The 14,362-nt window shown below is 52.3% G+C and carries 15 protein-coding genes; 7 read left to right on the top strand and 8 right to left on the bottom strand.

Annotation, left to right across the window (positions count from 1 at the left end; translation table 11 throughout):
* Nucleotides 1-26: 26 nt before the first annotated feature.
* Together purN and BRW62_RS06730 are read right to left on the bottom strand one after the other, a co-directional pair.
* On the bottom strand, nucleotides 27-665 hold the full coding sequence (gene purN, locus BRW62_RS06735) for a phosphoribosylglycinamide formyltransferase (protein WP_099798808.1): 639 nt from the start codon (nucleotides 663-665) through the stop codon (nucleotides 27-29).
* Nucleotides 655-1,923: a S41 family peptidase gene (locus tag BRW62_RS06730; RefSeq protein ID WP_227517285.1), complete on the bottom strand. Its 1,269-nt coding sequence runs from the start codon at nucleotides 1,921-1,923 to the stop codon at nucleotides 655-657. Before BRW62_RS06730 ends, purN begins: the two co-directional genes overlap by 11 nt.
* Nucleotides 1,924-2,260: 337 nt before the next feature.
* Here BRW62_RS06730 and BRW62_RS06725 point away from each other — a divergent pair, with 337 nt between their 5' ends.
* The 3 genes from BRW62_RS06725 to BRW62_RS06715 all read left to right on the top strand — a co-directional run bounded on the left by BRW62_RS06725 (nucleotide 2,261) and on the right by BRW62_RS06715 (nucleotide 4,263).
* Entirely contained in the window at nucleotides 2,261-2,386 is a 126-nt protein-coding gene (locus BRW62_RS06725) for a photosystem II protein Y (RefSeq protein WP_198405917.1), read from the top strand.
* 157 nt (nucleotides 2,387-2,543) lie between these two features.
* Nucleotides 2,544-3,206 (top strand): HEAT repeat domain-containing protein, encoded by a 663-nt coding sequence (locus tag BRW62_RS06720; protein WP_099798806.1) that lies wholly within the window; start codon nucleotides 2,544-2,546, stop codon nucleotides 3,204-3,206.
* Nucleotides 3,207-3,756: 550 nt separating this feature from the next.
* Nucleotides 3,757-4,263, top strand: a complete 507-nt coding sequence (locus BRW62_RS06715; protein WP_099798805.1) for a hypothetical protein — start codon at nucleotides 3,757-3,759, stop codon at nucleotides 4,261-4,263.
* Between the two features lie 2 nt (nucleotides 4,264-4,265).
* Here BRW62_RS06715 and BRW62_RS06710 read toward each other — a convergent pair whose 3' ends face one another.
* The 3 genes from BRW62_RS06710 to hpf all read right to left on the bottom strand — a co-directional run bounded on the left by BRW62_RS06710 (nucleotide 4,266) and on the right by hpf (nucleotide 6,796).
* Nucleotides 4,266-4,661: a response regulator gene (locus BRW62_RS06710; RefSeq protein ID WP_099798804.1), complete on the bottom strand. Its 396-nt coding sequence runs from the start codon at nucleotides 4,659-4,661 to the stop codon at nucleotides 4,266-4,268.
* 8 nt (nucleotides 4,662-4,669) lie between these two features.
* Complete coding sequence (locus BRW62_RS06705; RefSeq protein WP_099798803.1) at nucleotides 4,670-6,109, bottom strand: sensor histidine kinase; 1,440 nt, start codon at nucleotides 6,107-6,109, stop codon at nucleotides 4,670-4,672.
* A 72-nt stretch (nucleotides 6,110-6,181) separates the two neighbouring features.
* Nucleotides 6,182-6,796, bottom strand: coding sequence for a ribosome hibernation-promoting factor, HPF/YfiA family (gene hpf, locus BRW62_RS06700; protein WP_099798802.1), 615 nt, complete (start codon nucleotides 6,794-6,796; stop codon nucleotides 6,182-6,184).
* A gap of 163 nt (nucleotides 6,797-6,959) precedes the next feature.
* On the opposite strand from hpf, the gene lipB reads away from it, so the two are divergent.
* From lipB to BRW62_RS06685, 3 genes are all read left to right on the top strand, one after another.
* Nucleotides 6,960-7,655 carry a lipoyl(octanoyl) transferase LipB gene (gene lipB, locus BRW62_RS06695; RefSeq protein ID WP_099798801.1) on the top strand — a complete coding sequence of 232 codons (696 nt, stop codon included), beginning with the start codon at nucleotides 6,960-6,962 and terminating at the stop codon, nucleotides 7,653-7,655.
* Nucleotides 7,656-7,936: 281 nt separating this feature from the next.
* Nucleotides 7,937-8,917: an RNA polymerase sigma factor, RpoD/SigA family gene (locus BRW62_RS06690; protein WP_099798800.1), complete on the top strand. Its 981-nt coding sequence runs from the start codon at nucleotides 7,937-7,939 to the stop codon at nucleotides 8,915-8,917.
* Nucleotides 8,918-8,931: 14 nt separating this feature from the next.
* Nucleotides 8,932-9,447, top strand: coding sequence for a cupin domain-containing protein (locus tag BRW62_RS06685; RefSeq protein WP_099798799.1), 516 nt, complete (start codon nucleotides 8,932-8,934; stop codon nucleotides 9,445-9,447).
* On the opposite strand, the gene BRW62_RS06680 is transcribed toward BRW62_RS06685, so the two are convergent.
* Entirely contained in the window at nucleotides 9,444-11,249 is a 1,806-nt protein-coding gene (locus tag BRW62_RS06680; protein ID WP_099798798.1) for a mechanosensitive ion channel domain-containing protein, read from the bottom strand. The genes BRW62_RS06685 and BRW62_RS06680 overlap by 4 nt on opposite strands.
* On the bottom strand, nucleotides 11,246-11,731 hold the full coding sequence (locus BRW62_RS06675) for an ankyrin repeat domain-containing protein (protein ID WP_099798797.1): 486 nt from the start codon (nucleotides 11,729-11,731) through the stop codon (nucleotides 11,246-11,248). The genes BRW62_RS06680 and BRW62_RS06675 overlap by 4 nt, the downstream gene beginning before the upstream one ends.
* Nucleotides 11,732-12,089: 358 nt before the next feature.
* Here BRW62_RS06675 and BRW62_RS06670 point away from each other — a divergent pair, with 358 nt between their 5' ends.
* Complete coding sequence (locus BRW62_RS06670) at nucleotides 12,090-12,494, top strand: NIL domain-containing protein (RefSeq protein WP_099798796.1); 405 nt, start codon at nucleotides 12,090-12,092, stop codon at nucleotides 12,492-12,494.
* Between the two features lie 71 nt (nucleotides 12,495-12,565).
* Here BRW62_RS06670 and BRW62_RS06665 read toward each other — a convergent pair whose 3' ends face one another.
* Nucleotides 12,566-13,873: an aminopeptidase P N-terminal domain-containing protein gene (locus BRW62_RS06665; protein ID WP_099799867.1), complete on the bottom strand. Its 1,308-nt coding sequence runs from the start codon at nucleotides 13,871-13,873 to the stop codon at nucleotides 12,566-12,568.
* Nucleotides 13,874-14,362: the final 489 nt, after the last annotated feature.

The raw sequence follows: 14,362 nt of genomic DNA, 5'->3' as shown, positions 1-14,362 counted from the left end.
GTCAGTTTGTGGCTGGGCTGCCACCGCTAACGGCTCAGGGAGTGGGCAGCAGCAAGGTGGGCGATCGCCTGCTTAAGAATATGATGCTCTTGACGTTGAATGCGCGCGTGCAGGGTTGCGGGGGTATCCTCCGCCAAGACTGGAACAGCAGCTTGAACCAAAATTGGGCCACTATCCACCGCTTCTTCGACAAGGTGCACCGTACAGCCAGTAATTTTCACGCCAGCAGCCAAAGCTTGTTCAACAGCGTGTAGCCCCCGAAAACTGGGCAACAAACTGGGGTGGAGATTGATCACTCGCTGAGGATAGGCATTCAAGAGCACAGGGGTAACAATCCGCATCCAACCCGCCATCACAACCCACTCGACATCGTAAGTTTTTAGGGTTTCGACAATGGCGGCATCTAGGCTTTCGCGGCTATTGTAGTGCCGATGGTTTAGGAGCACACTGGGAATCTGCCACTGCTGTGCTCGCTCGGCAACTAAGGCCTTGGGGTTATTGTAGATCAGTACCTGAAGGGTTGCTGGCAGTTCGCCGTTGGCGATCGCCGCCGCAAGGGCAGCAAAATTGGTGCCACTGCCGGAGGCAAGCACCCCCAGCCGCAGCGGAGAGCAGGGGGCAATCAAGGCTGGAGCAGCGGGAGAGACTAAAGCATCAGCGGACATTGGCAGAGCGGCGATCGCTAATTTTGGTGTTTAACAATTCTAGGGCTTTGACCATGACTGGGTCTGTGGGACGCGGCAAAAGATTGGGATTAAGGCGCAACTCTAAATCCACCGTTGGGTCGGTTGCCACCATTACATCGGGGGTGATTCCCCCTGCGGAAATGTCGGTGCCACGGGGGGTTAAGTAGCGGGCGATCGTCACCACTAGGGCAGAGCCATCCGCCATTTCGTGTACCGCCTGCACCCGCACTTTGCCAAAGGTACGAGTGCCCACGACCGTGGCTCGTCCCTGATCCTGTAGGGCACCCGCTAGAATTTCACTGGCACTGGCGGAGGTGTGGTTCACCAATATGACAAGGGGTAGGTGACTGATGGCGTTTTGCTGTGCCCGAATGGTTTCCTCCCGCTGATGCTGCTGAATGCGGACAATAACCCCCGAGTCTAGCCATTGGCGAGTAATTTCAATCCCCGCCTCTAGCAGCCCCCCTGGATTATGGCGCACATCAAGGATAAACCCCTGCACCCGCTCGCCTTTGAGGATGTTTACCGCCTCTTTCATCTGCTCCACCGAGCGGCTATTAAACCCACTGAGGCGGATGTAACCCACCCGCTGCTGACCCACCGTCAGGGTTTGAAAGTTAACGGTGCGGGGAATGTCCCCGGCTCGGGTCAGTTCAATACTAAAGGGCTGTGGCCTGCCCTCACGGCGCACTAAAAGGCGCACCTTACTTCCTGCCGGTCCGCGCAGGGCAAGGGTGGCTCGCTCTAAGGTGAGGCGATCGCTCCCCCGACCATTAATCGCTAGGATCTCGTCACCAACCTTGAGGTCGCTTTTGGCTGCCACCGACCCCGCTTGGATCGTGCTGACCCGAAATAGTTCCCCTGCCTCGACAAGGGTAATCCCCACATCCACCTGCTGACCTTGGGTTTGTAACAGAAGCTGGCTATACTCTTGCGGGGGCAAAAACCGGGTGTAGGGGTCATTGAGGCGCATTAGCGTCTGCTGAATCACCCGATGGGCGGCATCGCGATCGCTGTAGCGCTTTGAGAGCAACTCAGTGCGAATAGACGGCCAGTCCAACTGATTAAAGGTTTGGTCAATATAGTTTTTGTAGATGACCTGCCATGCTTCATCCACAAGGGCTTTGGGGGAATCTTTGAGGGTTGTTGTCGCGGCGATCGCCCGGGGCATCAATAGCAAGACCAGCCCTACCCCCACCACAGATGTCCACGGTCTCCAATGCGGCTGCCAACTCACGATAGCAACTAACACCAAACATCACGTCTATTGTATAGCGAACATTTTATGCTGCCGCATGAGTGGGTCGTGGTGAGGGAGCACGCTCTGGCAGGCTTCCCATGCCTAAAGGCAGGGGATTCTTCTAGCCTCATAGCTTAGACTGACTGGTTCACGGACAACACTTAAAGCAAAGCAGTTTCCTACGTTACCTCAGAGGTGTCTATCTCCCCAGTCGTTCACCCCATTAGCGTCGGGAGAGTGTCACTGGACCCGACTGTTAAGGGCGATCGCCACGCTTAAGCAAAGGGTAAAATAACTCATAACATTTTCATATTGTTACTGGGAGGTCATGGTTATGGATTGGCGTGTACTCATTGTGTTACTGCCGGTACTGTTGGCAGGGGCTTGGGCAGTTCGCAATATCCTGCCCTTTGCGATTAAGCAATTCCAAAAGTTCTTCCCGTCCCTAGGGAAACGCTAAGGTCTCCTGCCAATTAACCATAAGCTCCTCTAGCGGATTGCTCTGACTCTAACGCCTCCCCAAAGTCCAGTACGGTTACCACTGGGGAACTTTGGGGAATTTTCGTATAATTGGAGGTGTATTGTTAAATTTTGTAAATTATTCTCAGGTTAAACCTATGCTATCCCTTGAGCAGCTTGCCACCCAGCTTGAAAGTCCGAATTCCCGCGATCGCCTCCTTGCCTTGGCGGCGCTGCGGGATGTGCCCCCGCCTGAGGCTGTCCCGTTAATCAAAAAAGTACTGTGGGATGATAATTTACAAATCCGCTCCATGGCTGTGTTTGCCTTAGGGGTTAAGCCCACGCCAGAGTGCTTTGACATTTTAGTGCAACTCCTCGAAACAGAACCCGACTACGGCATTCGCGCTGATGCTGCCGGAGCATTAGGGTATCTGCAAGATCAGCGGGCATTTGCCCCCCTCGTGCGTGCCTTTTACGAAGACACCGACTGGTTAGTGCGCTTTAGTGCAGCAGTTTCCCTGGGCAACCTGAAGGATGTGCGGGCGGTTGAGGTGCTGCGCTCAGCCTTAAGCAGTAACGAGGTGGTGATGCTCCAAGGCGCGATCGCGGCGTTGGGGGAAATTGGTGACCCCAGCATTGTTGAAGAGATTTTACCCTTTGTGACTGCCGAGGACTGGCTCATTCGCCAGCGACTTGCGGAAGCCTTGGGCAACCTCCCCAGCCCGAAAACTCAGTCAGCCTTAGAGTATTTGGCCAAGGACGAGCATCCCCACGTTGCAGCAGCAGCAGAAATTTCTTTACAACGCCTTGCCCAGCGATAGGCTAGCGCAGCATATCGTTGACTTCTCCCCTCCTTGAAAGAGAGGGGATTCCCAAAGGATGCTACGCAACGGGCTGAAGCCGCGTTGCTTCGCTTTTCCCTTGAGCTGTCACCCACAACTTAATGCGGGTGGGGGCAGTCAAAGACCCCCTACTCACCTCAAGCATTTCTGCTATTGGGACTACGTTTATGTTTTGGTTCGTGGTTTCGCGCTTTTCAACACTAGCCAATTCGATACGCTCAACATCCTGCCATTGCTTGCAGTGGTTTAGGCTTGCCGCCAAAGCGGTAGTGACTTACTTGCCGGGATTTCTCCGTACTAGGATGTTTCTTCGCGTAGTTGATACGCCTACTTTCCACGTCTCTAGTTTAACACATAGAGAGGGCTAAAGCCCCCTGAGTTGGCTGTATCCCCTCGCTAAAGCGGAGGGGTTTTAGCCCGCCCACATCTCTATAAGTATCGATATTTGCCACAGTCTCTCTGCGGTTGCCCTGCTGACTCTCTACACTGGATGAAGTAGCGATGCGGCGTTGGCAGCAACAGACTCTCTATGGCCATCCAAATTAAATTCTTACCGTACCTTGTCGCAGTAGTGATTGGCGTTATTGGTGCAATTGTGCTCTCACAACTGCATTTCACCCTGTGGTGGGAGTCTGATCTTCTGACCCAGCCACCGCCCATTGTAGAAACAGAACCGGAACGGGTTTCTCCCGACCCCTTGCCGCCGCCGCAACCCCCGGCCAGCCCCCAGCCTGACGGGTTGCGCATCAGTAATCAGACAGGTTTTCCGGTGCGGGTTGTCCTGTTAGCCGCAGGCGATCGCCCCCGCCCGGACAGCAAAACCGTACACTGGGATTTTGCCCCCATGGAAGGCAGTATCAAAGGGTTATTGTTATCTTTGCCCGACGGCACCCTCAAACTCAGCCACGGCGATATTGTAGTTGCCTTTACCCTTGACGGTTCAAAGCGGTACTGGGGCCCCTACGTCATTGGTGAAAACGATCAACTCCAGCGCGATCGCCAAACCAATGAGTGGCAGCTCACCCTGCGCCCCTAAGGTTACTCAGGGGATAAGCCAGAACGGATCGTCTCGACTAACTCGTCACTGTGCCATGGCTTATACAAACAGCGATGCAGGTTAGCCTGCTCTATCGCCCGCTGAATTGCCGCTTCATCTGCTTGCCCCGTCAGCATCACCTTCACCACCTTGGGAAACCGCTGATGCACTTGAATTAAAAATTCATCCCCCCGCACCTTGGGCATCAACCAGTCAGAGACAATAACGATAATATCGGCACTGTCTCCCTGTAACTCATCAATGATTTCCAGTGCTTCCTCCGCACTCTCAGCCGTTTCGTAGAAATAGCGCTCACCAAAGGCAGTTCGCAATTGGGTACGCAGGCTTTCCAAAATCACGCGCTCATCATCGACGCACAGAATTACTGGCTTAGGCATAGCAGCTACTACTCAAGGGGTAAACGAACACAGAATTGGGTGCGACCGGGTTGAGAGTTGACCTCAATGTGGCCTTGGTGCTTATCAATAATTTTGCGGACAATATCAAGACCCAACCCATTGCCCTCACCAATGGGTTTCGTTGTAAAAAATGGCTCAAAAATCCGGGGTAATATCGCCTCTGGAATGCCACAACCACTGTCGATAATTTCAACACAGATCTGTGTTTGCTCCCGCCGCACAACAATGTCTAGCCGTCCGCGATCCTCCATGGCATGCAGGGCATTGTGAATCAGGTTTGTCCACACTTGGGTCAATTCATCAGGGTAGCAATGGATTTCCGGTACGGGTTCGTAGTGCCGCACCACCTCTACGCCATGCTTGAGCTTGTTGTGATAGAGGGTGAGCACAGTTTCAATGCCATCAATAATTTGGGCAGGGACTTTTTGACTGCTCTGATCCACTCTGGCATAGGTTTTCAGGGCAAACACAACCTTGGCTGCGCGTTCAATGGCCGTTGTAATCGTGTGGGTGCTGCGCTCGAGCAAGGCCAACTGATGGGCAAGGGTGACTGCCTCCTGTCCTTGAGCGGTACGCAGTAGTTCCACGGGCACCGTTGCCTCTGTCAGCACTCCCAAGTCCACCAAGGTGTCTGCCCACACATCCGCATTCGCAATATCATGAGCCTCCAGAAGTGCCATGATCTGGCGCTTGTACTGCCGCCGTTCTCGACTAGACAGAGCAAGGGAGTCTGCTCGGGACAAGGTACACAACTCTAGGAATTGGTTAAACACCCCTTCAGGCAATTGCCGCACTAGGGTTGGCAATAAGGGTAGCGATCGCTCGGTACAGAGGTTAATGGTTTCAATAGAGGAGCGAATGGCACCAAGAGGCGTATTAATTTCGTGGGCAACACCCGCCACTAACTGTCCTAAGGCCGCCATCTTTTCCGAGTAAATGAGTTCCCGCTGCGCTTTTTGCAGTTGGCTAAGGGTTTCCTCCAGTTCTAGGTTTTTTTGTTTTAGGTGCCGCTCTGCCGCTTGCAACCCAGCCAAGGCTTGATGCTGCACCGTAATATCTTGCACAAATCCTTCAAAGTAGAGAATTTGCCCCTCAGGGCTGCGCACCACCCGGCAGGTTTCCGAGATCCAGCAGCGAGACCCATCCCGACGATAGACTTCTGACTCAAAGTTGGTCAGCGTATCTTGGCGCGCCATCATCTCAATAAACCGCTGCCGCTGCTGTGGATCCACATAAAGGCAGGCTCGGGCATTGGGCTGCTCTTGGAGCAATTGCGACGGGGAATCATAGCCATAAATTAACGCCAAAGCACGATTGGCACGGATATAATTCCCCTCCAAGTCGGTTTGGAAAATTCCCACAACGGCATTTTCAAAGATACTTTGGAAGCCAAATTCATCCGTGAGGTCAGTTGGGGCGGGGGTCATAGGAAGTACTCACGTGTGCTATCTATGGAGCGCCCCTCTAACCTAAGCCAGTTATGGGAATTTACGCAACCCTCAGTGGGCAGACTTCGCCACGGCTTTATGGTGATGGTGATTGCCGCCGGAGGTAGGGCGGGGTTGAATCACCCCAAAACCACCGTGATTGCGCTCATACACCACATTGATTTCGCCGGTCTCCTGATTGCGGAAAACGTAGAAGTCGTGATCTACCATTTCCAGATGCTCAAGCGCTTCTTGGATGGTCATCGGTGGCATGGCAAAATATTTCATCCGCACCACGTGCTCCGGTAATTGGGGGGTGCGATCGCCCACCAGATCAGCAACCACCGGTGCTTCGGCGACGGCGTTAACCTCTTTGGTGCGCGCTTTATCTTGGCGTTTTTCTTTCAGTTTGCGCAGTTTACGGGCAATTTTGTCCGCAACCAGATCAATGCTGGCATAGAGATTTTCACTACTTTCTTCAGCGCGAATCACTGACCCGTTCACAAATAACGTGACCTCAGCGGTTTGTTTTGGGGCAGTGCTGCGATTACGAGCCACAGAAAGGTGGACATCAATTTCGTTAATGACATTTTGAAAGTGACTGGCAGCGCGTTCAATTTTTTGGTTCACATAGCTGCGAATGCCATCGGTAATGTCAATATTTTTACCATGAATCACTAGCCTCATAGGGTTGCCTCCCCTGAGCAAAAGACGTAAAGAATTAAAGGCTGATCTACCCTCACCCTAGCATTTTCGTATTGGGGATTACAGCCCACCCCCGTCCTCTTCACCTTTATTCGTGTTCTGTGATAATTCTTATCCTCTGGCTCTTGACAAGGTTGAGCGATGTATGAATAAACCCATTGCTTGGTATTGCCCCCTTGACCTGATCCCCTATCCGCAGGCGTGGGCATGGCAACGGCAATTAGTCGAGCAGCGCAAGGGCAACCCACAGTTGGCGGATGTTCTGTTGACCCTAGAGCATCCACCGATCTACACCCTTGGGCAGGGGGCCACAACCGACCATTTACAGTTTGCACCCGATGGTTGTTCTGTCCCAGTGCTGAGAGTTGAGCGGGGGGGAGAGGTCACCTACCATTGCCCGGGGCAGTTGGTGGCCTACCCAATCTTGAACTTACGGCGGCATCGGTGTGACTTGCACTGGTATCTCCACCAGTTGGAGGAAGTCATCATCCAAACCTTACGGGTATATGACATAAAAGGGGAGCGTGTTGCTGGCCTCACGGGGGTTTGGGTGGAGGGGTATAAGGTGGCCGCTATTGGGATCAAAGTCAGCCGCTGGCTGAGTTTCCACGGCATTGCCCTGAATGTTGTCAATGACTTACGGGGCTTTGGTCAAATTGTGCCCTGCGGTATTGGCGATCGCCCGGTGGGGAACCTGCTACAGTTTAGAGCCGACATTAAGTTTGAATCTGTGCGAGAGCAGTTTAGCCAATCCTTTGCCGATGTCTTTAACCTGCATTTAGAAGCGCGATCCCTTGGAGATCTCCTTGAAACCCCTGATACAGGAGGACGAACCGAATGATCCCCAGCGTTCACAATTGCCAGACTTACCACTGGTTGACAAAATTTAACTTTTATTTCAGAAGTTGGCTGTTATGAATCAGCAACTTTAGGGGCACAATTTAAGTCTAAGTAGATTAGGATACAGGTCAAAAAATTAACTCCTGCTAGGCTACCTCATAAACGTGATTGGTCAACTTTTTTCTAGCGAGTCATTATCGTCCCCAACCTTGAAACCCTCTACACGTATGCCCGTCGGCAACTGCTGCTATCCCTTTGAATACCGTTGGAATGTGTGCTGCTATGATAAACTCCGCCGCAAAAACGACAACTAGTCCCAGTATCAGCACTGACATGGTGCGCACCTACCTCCAAGAAATTGGCCGGGTGCCGCTCCTCAGCCACGAGCAAGAGATCATTCTGGGGAAACAAGTCCAGCAAATGATGGCGCTACGGGAAAAGCACGATGCCTTAGCGGAGTCCTTAGGCCGTGAGCTAACCCTTGAAGAATGGGCGGCTGCCTGCAATCTTAGTCTCAAGGAACTGAACAGTCTGCTGAAGCAGGGTCAGCGCGCCAAGCAGAAGATGATTGAGGCCAACCTCCGGCTGGTGGTGTCTGTGGCCAAAAAATACCAAAAGCGGAATTTAGAACTATTAGATTTGGTGCAAGAAGGCACCCTTGGCCTTGAGCGAGGGGTGGAGAAATTTGATCCCACCCGGGGGTACAAGTTTTCTACCTACGCTTACTGGTGGATTCGTCAAGCCATCACGCGGGCGATCGCTCAGCAGGCACGCACCATCCGCTTGCCTATCCACATTACTGAGAAGCTAAATAAAATTAAGCGAACCCAGCGGGAACTGTCCCAGCGGTTAGGGCGCAGTGCCACCCCCGCAGAAATTGCTGCGGCCTTAGAGCTGGAGCCAGAGCAAATCCGTGAATACCTCACCTTGGCACGGCAGCCCGTGTCCCTTGACCTCCGAGTTGGCGATAACCAAGATACGGAACTCGGCGAATTACTCGAAGACAACAGTATTTCGCCGGAGCAGTTCACCACGGTTGAGTCACTGCGGGATGATGTCCATCTCTGGCTGGCGGAGTTGACCCCCCAGCAGCGGCAAGTGCTGACCCTGCGCTACGGGTTAAGCGATGGCCAGGAACTCTCCCTAGCTAAGGTGGGTGAGCAGCTTAACCTCAGCCGAGAGCGGGTACGGCAGCTCGAACGTCAAGCCTTAGACCATTTACGGCGGCGACGGCAGCAAATGTACGAATACCTAGCCAGCTAAGGCATGGTAAAAGCATGAACTCATGGCAAGCGGAGGATTGGGTAAGGGCGCTTCAGCTTCAGCCCCACCCTGAGGGTGGGTACTTTCGGGAAGTCTATCGGGCAGCAGGCACAATTCCAGCAGTAGCCTTGCCCCCTCACTTTGCGGGGGGCGATCGCGCCTACAGTACCAGCATTTATTTTCTGCTGCGCTCAGGGGAGCGATCGCTGCTGCATCAAATTGCCAGTGATGAAGTGTGGCATTTTTATGCTGGCAGTGGCTTGACCATTCACATGATCACCCCCAGCGGTGTCTATGAGCGACTCCCCCTAGGGATCAACGTTGAAGACGGTGAGCAACTCCAGCAAGTAGTACCAGCAACCGCATGGTTTGGTGCCACCGTGAATGATCCCAACACCTTTAGCCTTGTGGGTTGCACAGTCGCACCCGGCTTCGATTTTCGGGATTTCCGCCTAGCCAGCCGTCACCACCTGCAACAGCAGTTTCCCCAGCACCATGACCTCATTAGCCAGTTAACCCCTGCAGCCTAAACGCTAAACAACGTGCGCAGCCGTTGTCGAATCCAGTGCAATGGCGGCAGCGATGGTGTACCTTTACCATTCATGCCCGCTAAGCCCAACTCTTGGAGAACCTGCTGCCGTGCCGCTAGCTCATGGGCAATGTCCTCTGCCAGTTGGGGTTGTGCCTGTAGCAAGCGTTGTACCGCTCCTCGATGGACAACAAAGAGGATGGTATCTTCAAGGGTTCGCACAGTGGCCGATCGCGGCATCCCCGTCAGCACAGCAATCTCACCAAAAAAATCACCTTGGTAAAGGGTTGCCAAAATTTGATCCAAGTGCTCAGAGCGCACCTCCACCGATCCCTCTAAAACAACGTAAAAGGCATCGCCAGGATCTCCCTCACGGAAAACGATCTCCCCCACATCGTAAAATCGGCGCGTCCCTAGCTCAATCAGCATTTGCAAATCAGCATTGGAGCAGCGGGTAAAACAACTCATGTTGCGCAGCAGATCCGATAGTGGCGGCAGGGGGCTGGCTGATTTCGGTTTGGGTTTGGCCACACTGGTGCTTGCTTCTGTTACCTCTGCCAACTCAGACGCTGGGGTTGACCGGCGATAATAGCGGGTGATAGCCCGTAAATCCCCGACATCTCGCAGGCGCAGGTCTAGTTGTGGAAATGGGATTTCAATGTCCCGCTGCCGCAACTCTTGCTCAATTAAGAAATTCAAAGCACTTTTAATGGGTTCCGAGTCTTGAGGGCGATTAATCCATACCAATAGCTCAAAGACATAGGCACTCTCGCCAAAACTACGAAACCACACACTGGGGGGTGGACTGAGCAGCACACGGGGATCCTGACGTGCAGCACTAAGAAGCGCCTCTGTCACCAAAACAGTATCACTGCCGTAGGCAACGTTCACGGGAATGTGAATGCGGCTATCCGGACTACCATAACTCCAATTGACAACGTTCTTTTCAATGAAGCGGTTGTTGGGCACAATAACGTACTGGCTATCATTGGTGCGAATGATGGTGGCACGAATCGAAATTTTTTCCACTGTGCCCAGCAAGCCATCCACTTCAATAAAATCACCCACTTTGATGGGATGCTCTAGCAGAATTGCTAAGCCACTAATAAAGTTACTCGCTAAATTTTGTAAACCAAAACCAAACCCAATTCCGAGTACCCCAGCCAAGACTGTTAGTGAGCTAAGGTCAATCCCAGCGGTTTGCAAAACAATGATAAAACCAACAAAACTGAGACTGTAGCTCACCACTCGGGTAATGGTTTCCTGACTACCGCGATCCACTCGTAGTTGGATTAAGATGCGGTTTTTAATCCATTCACTGATCCAACGGGAGGTGAAAATAACTGTAATGGATAGAAAAAGGATGATAAAGAGGAAGTTCAGGGTGATTTTAGTCTGCCCCAATTGCATAAAGGGGGTATTAAAAATCACAGAAATCTTTTGTAGCAAGAAAGAAGTGATACTATCGATGCGATCGTGCCAAGGGGACAAACTTTCTACTGACTGTAATACCCAAGAGAGGACTAATGACCACAGCAGAATGCGCAGGATCAAGCGGATCAGACTACTACCTAGGCTAAGCCATGGCTGCGCTGTAGTGACCAGTAGTTGATTTAGCCGCTCTTGTAGGTATTTCCATCCCAGTTGAATCAGTAGCCAATCACTAAAGATGGCAATTGCAACAATACCCACAATTTGCAATGCCTCAAAGATGGCAAATCGTAAGCGTTCAGTTCGAGCAACCTGAGCCAGCAAAAGACTTGCAGGAGCCGTTGCTAAAAATAAGCCGACGTATTTAATCATGATTTCAGTTGTTGTGCCCGCGCTGCTTTAATGACCTCAACCACCTTAGTTTGTTTCCCGTCCAGTGCCCACACCAAGGCTGTCCACGAGTTGTGATCCTTAGCATCCAGATCAGCCCCTGCGGCAATGAGTTGCTGCGCGGTGGCTGCTTGTCCTTTTGCCGCCGCAGCCATTAGAGGGGTCAGTCCAAACTCGGTCTTGGCGTTGACATCTGCCCCTGCGGTAAGTAGAAGTTCGACAATGGCGGTGAATCCTCCTCCCGCAGCCGCCATTAACGGTGTCCAGCCTTCACTATCGCTCTGATTCACCATCGCACCCGCCGCTAGTAATACCTTTACGATTTCTGTATGCCCCAGTTCAGCGGCGATGGCAAGGGGCATCACGCCTGCATCATTTGCAATATTGGGGTTAGCACCACTGGCGATCGCCCCTATCACTGCACTTAAATCACCGTTTTCAATTGCTGAGAACAGCTCACTCATCGTTATGCAACTGAGACCTTACAACAACTTGAGTAACTTGCTTGTGCACTCCCCGACACTCATTGTTATGGAATAGAGCACGGGCTTCCAACTATCTCTACCGTAATGAACTTTCGCCCATACTGCTTTAGTCTTACACAGTACTCCCAAATTCAGCAGCACGACCTGTAAGTCTTCATTTGGGTACGGTCTGATCGTGACGGCTTTAAGGATTAGGGCAAGCCGAATTCACGATAAATAGCCTACCGCAGATTGCTGCCGCAATTCATCTCGCGCTTCAATCAAAGATTTGAACAAAGATTTGAAGCGGCGGATTCTTGCGGGTTATGCTAAAGGGGTAGGTTAAGGGCATCATCCTTTGAAAAAGCGAGTGACCTTGACGTTTCCGCGACGAACGATTCAAATGCCTGTCACCTATCGACTGGCAAAAGATTTTAATATTGCTGCAAATATTATCCGTGCTCAAGTTGCCCCTAACCAAGTGGGCAAACTAGTCCTAGAACTAGCGGGAGATATTGATCAGATGGAGGCCGCACTAGATTGGTTGCGGCAGCAGAATATTGAGGTCTCCCTTGCAAGTCGTGAAATTGTGATTGATGAGCAGGCCTGTGTTCACTGTGGCTTATGCACGGGCGTGTGTCCAACCCAAGCCCTCACGCTGCATCCAAAAACATTTCAGCTACAGTTTACGCGCTCCCGTTGTATTGTTTGCGAGCAGTGCGTTGCTGCATGTCCAGTTGAGGCGATTCACACTAATTTTTAACTTAGTGCTGTAGAATTCTCTATCCGCCTATAGGGCGGGGTAGTTTACTGTGTCCAATAAAAATCCACCACTTACTTGGGAACTGCGGCGGTCAGCACCTCGCAACCGGTTGTAGTCACAAGGACATCATCTTCAATGCGCACCCCAATGCCCCGCCAGCGATCGTCAATGTCTGGCTGCCCCTCGGTAGGGGTAGCTTCAGGATGAATGTAGATCCCGGGTTCAACCGTCAGGACTTGGCCGGGTTGCAGGGTTACCCATGTCTCCTTGTTGTGTTTGTACAGCCCCACATCATGTACATCTAAGCCGAGCCAGTGACCGGTGCCGTGCATAAAAAAGGTGCGGTACGCTTGACTATTGGTCTCTTTCCCCTCATTGATCAAGGTGTCTATGTCGCCTTGCAGTAACCCTAAGTCCACTAACCCTTCAACAATCACACGCACGGCAGCATCGTGGATGTGGTTGTAGGGATGGCCGGGTTTGACCTGGGCGATCGCCGCCTGTTGTGCCGCTAGAACAAGGTCATAAATCGCTTTTTGCTCCCCTTTGAACTGGCCGCTGACCGCAAAGGTGCGGGTGATGTCGGCATTGTAGTACTGGTAAGCACAGCCCGCATCAATCAACAGCAGATCCCCTGCCTGCATTTGCCGTTGATTTTCCGTGTAGTGCAAGACACAGGCATTGGCACCAGAGGCCACAATAGACGGGTAGGCAGCGCCATCCCCACCCCTGAGGCGAAATATATGCTCGATCTCTGCTTGAATTTCGTACTCCCAGCGTCCGGGGGCGGCGATCTCGTTTGCCCGCTGGTGCGCTTCAACCGTGATGGCGATCGCCCGCCGCATCAACTCCAGCTCTGCTGGCGACTTAATTTGCCGCATGGGCGCAAGAATTAAGCTGGGGTCAGCAATAGCGCGTGGACCTGTTCCCCGTTTTGGCAGCGTCGCTAATAGGCGTTGATAGTGCTTGAGAATTTTCTGGTTAAACGCCTCGTGATGGCCAAAGTGATAGTACAGCGTATCACCCGTTTCTAGATAGTGGCTTAGGTGCTGGTCTAGCTCCCCAATGGGATACACTGCATCTGCGCCCAACTGCTCTTTGGCCGCCTCAACCCCCAAGCGTGCGCCAGTCCAAATTTCTTGGCTAAGATCTTTCGGCTGCACAAAAAGAACATAGCGGTGCTCAGGGTGACTCGGGGCGAAAACTGCCACTGCCTCCGGTTCATTAAACCCCGTCAAATAGTAAAAGTTACTTTCTTGGCGAAAGTTATAGTCCACATCATTGTGCATAATGGCACGGGGCGCACTACAAAAAACTGCTACACCAGTGCCCAGTTTTTCTAAAAACTGCTGCTGCCGCTGCCGATACTCTGCTTTCATGGCATTTCCGTAAGTGGACAGCATGGCGCGATCGCCCTGCCCCATCGTGAACGGTAGTGGTGGGGGCGGAGGGACTTGAACCCTCACGACTTGTTTAAGGTCAACGGATTTTCATCCTCCTGACGCTTTCGCGACCACCCCAAGGTGTTGAGGATTGGACTCTCCCTTTACCCGCGTAGAATGCCTACGGTGGGGTAGCTCCCGTCGAGTCTCTGCACCTTCCGCGTTCATCGATAATCGCCGTACTGACAGAGCCTGCCAAACAAGCGATCGCCCCTGATGAACTCGGCTTGGCTCAGGATTGCCATATTTGCCAAGGGCAAACGTAGGTTTCCCTGAGTTTGAGAGCAGTCACTTAATAGATTTCTCTACTAAGGCTCAATTTCTTAAGTCCGCAGCGTCTACCATTCCGCCACGCCCCCTTAAGTACCGTTAATATACCACCTTGAGCAAAGGGGATGCAATTTGCAGCCCCCCAAGAAATTGGCA

Origin of the sequence: Thermostichus lividus PCC 6715, assembly GCF_002754935.1 — a bacterium.
Classification (GTDB): Bacteria; Cyanobacteriota; Cyanobacteriia; order Thermosynechococcales; family Thermosynechococcaceae; genus Thermosynechococcus; species Thermosynechococcus lividus.
The sequence above is the reverse complement of the archived record's forward strand: the minus strand, read 5'-3'. Positions and strand labels throughout refer to the sequence as shown.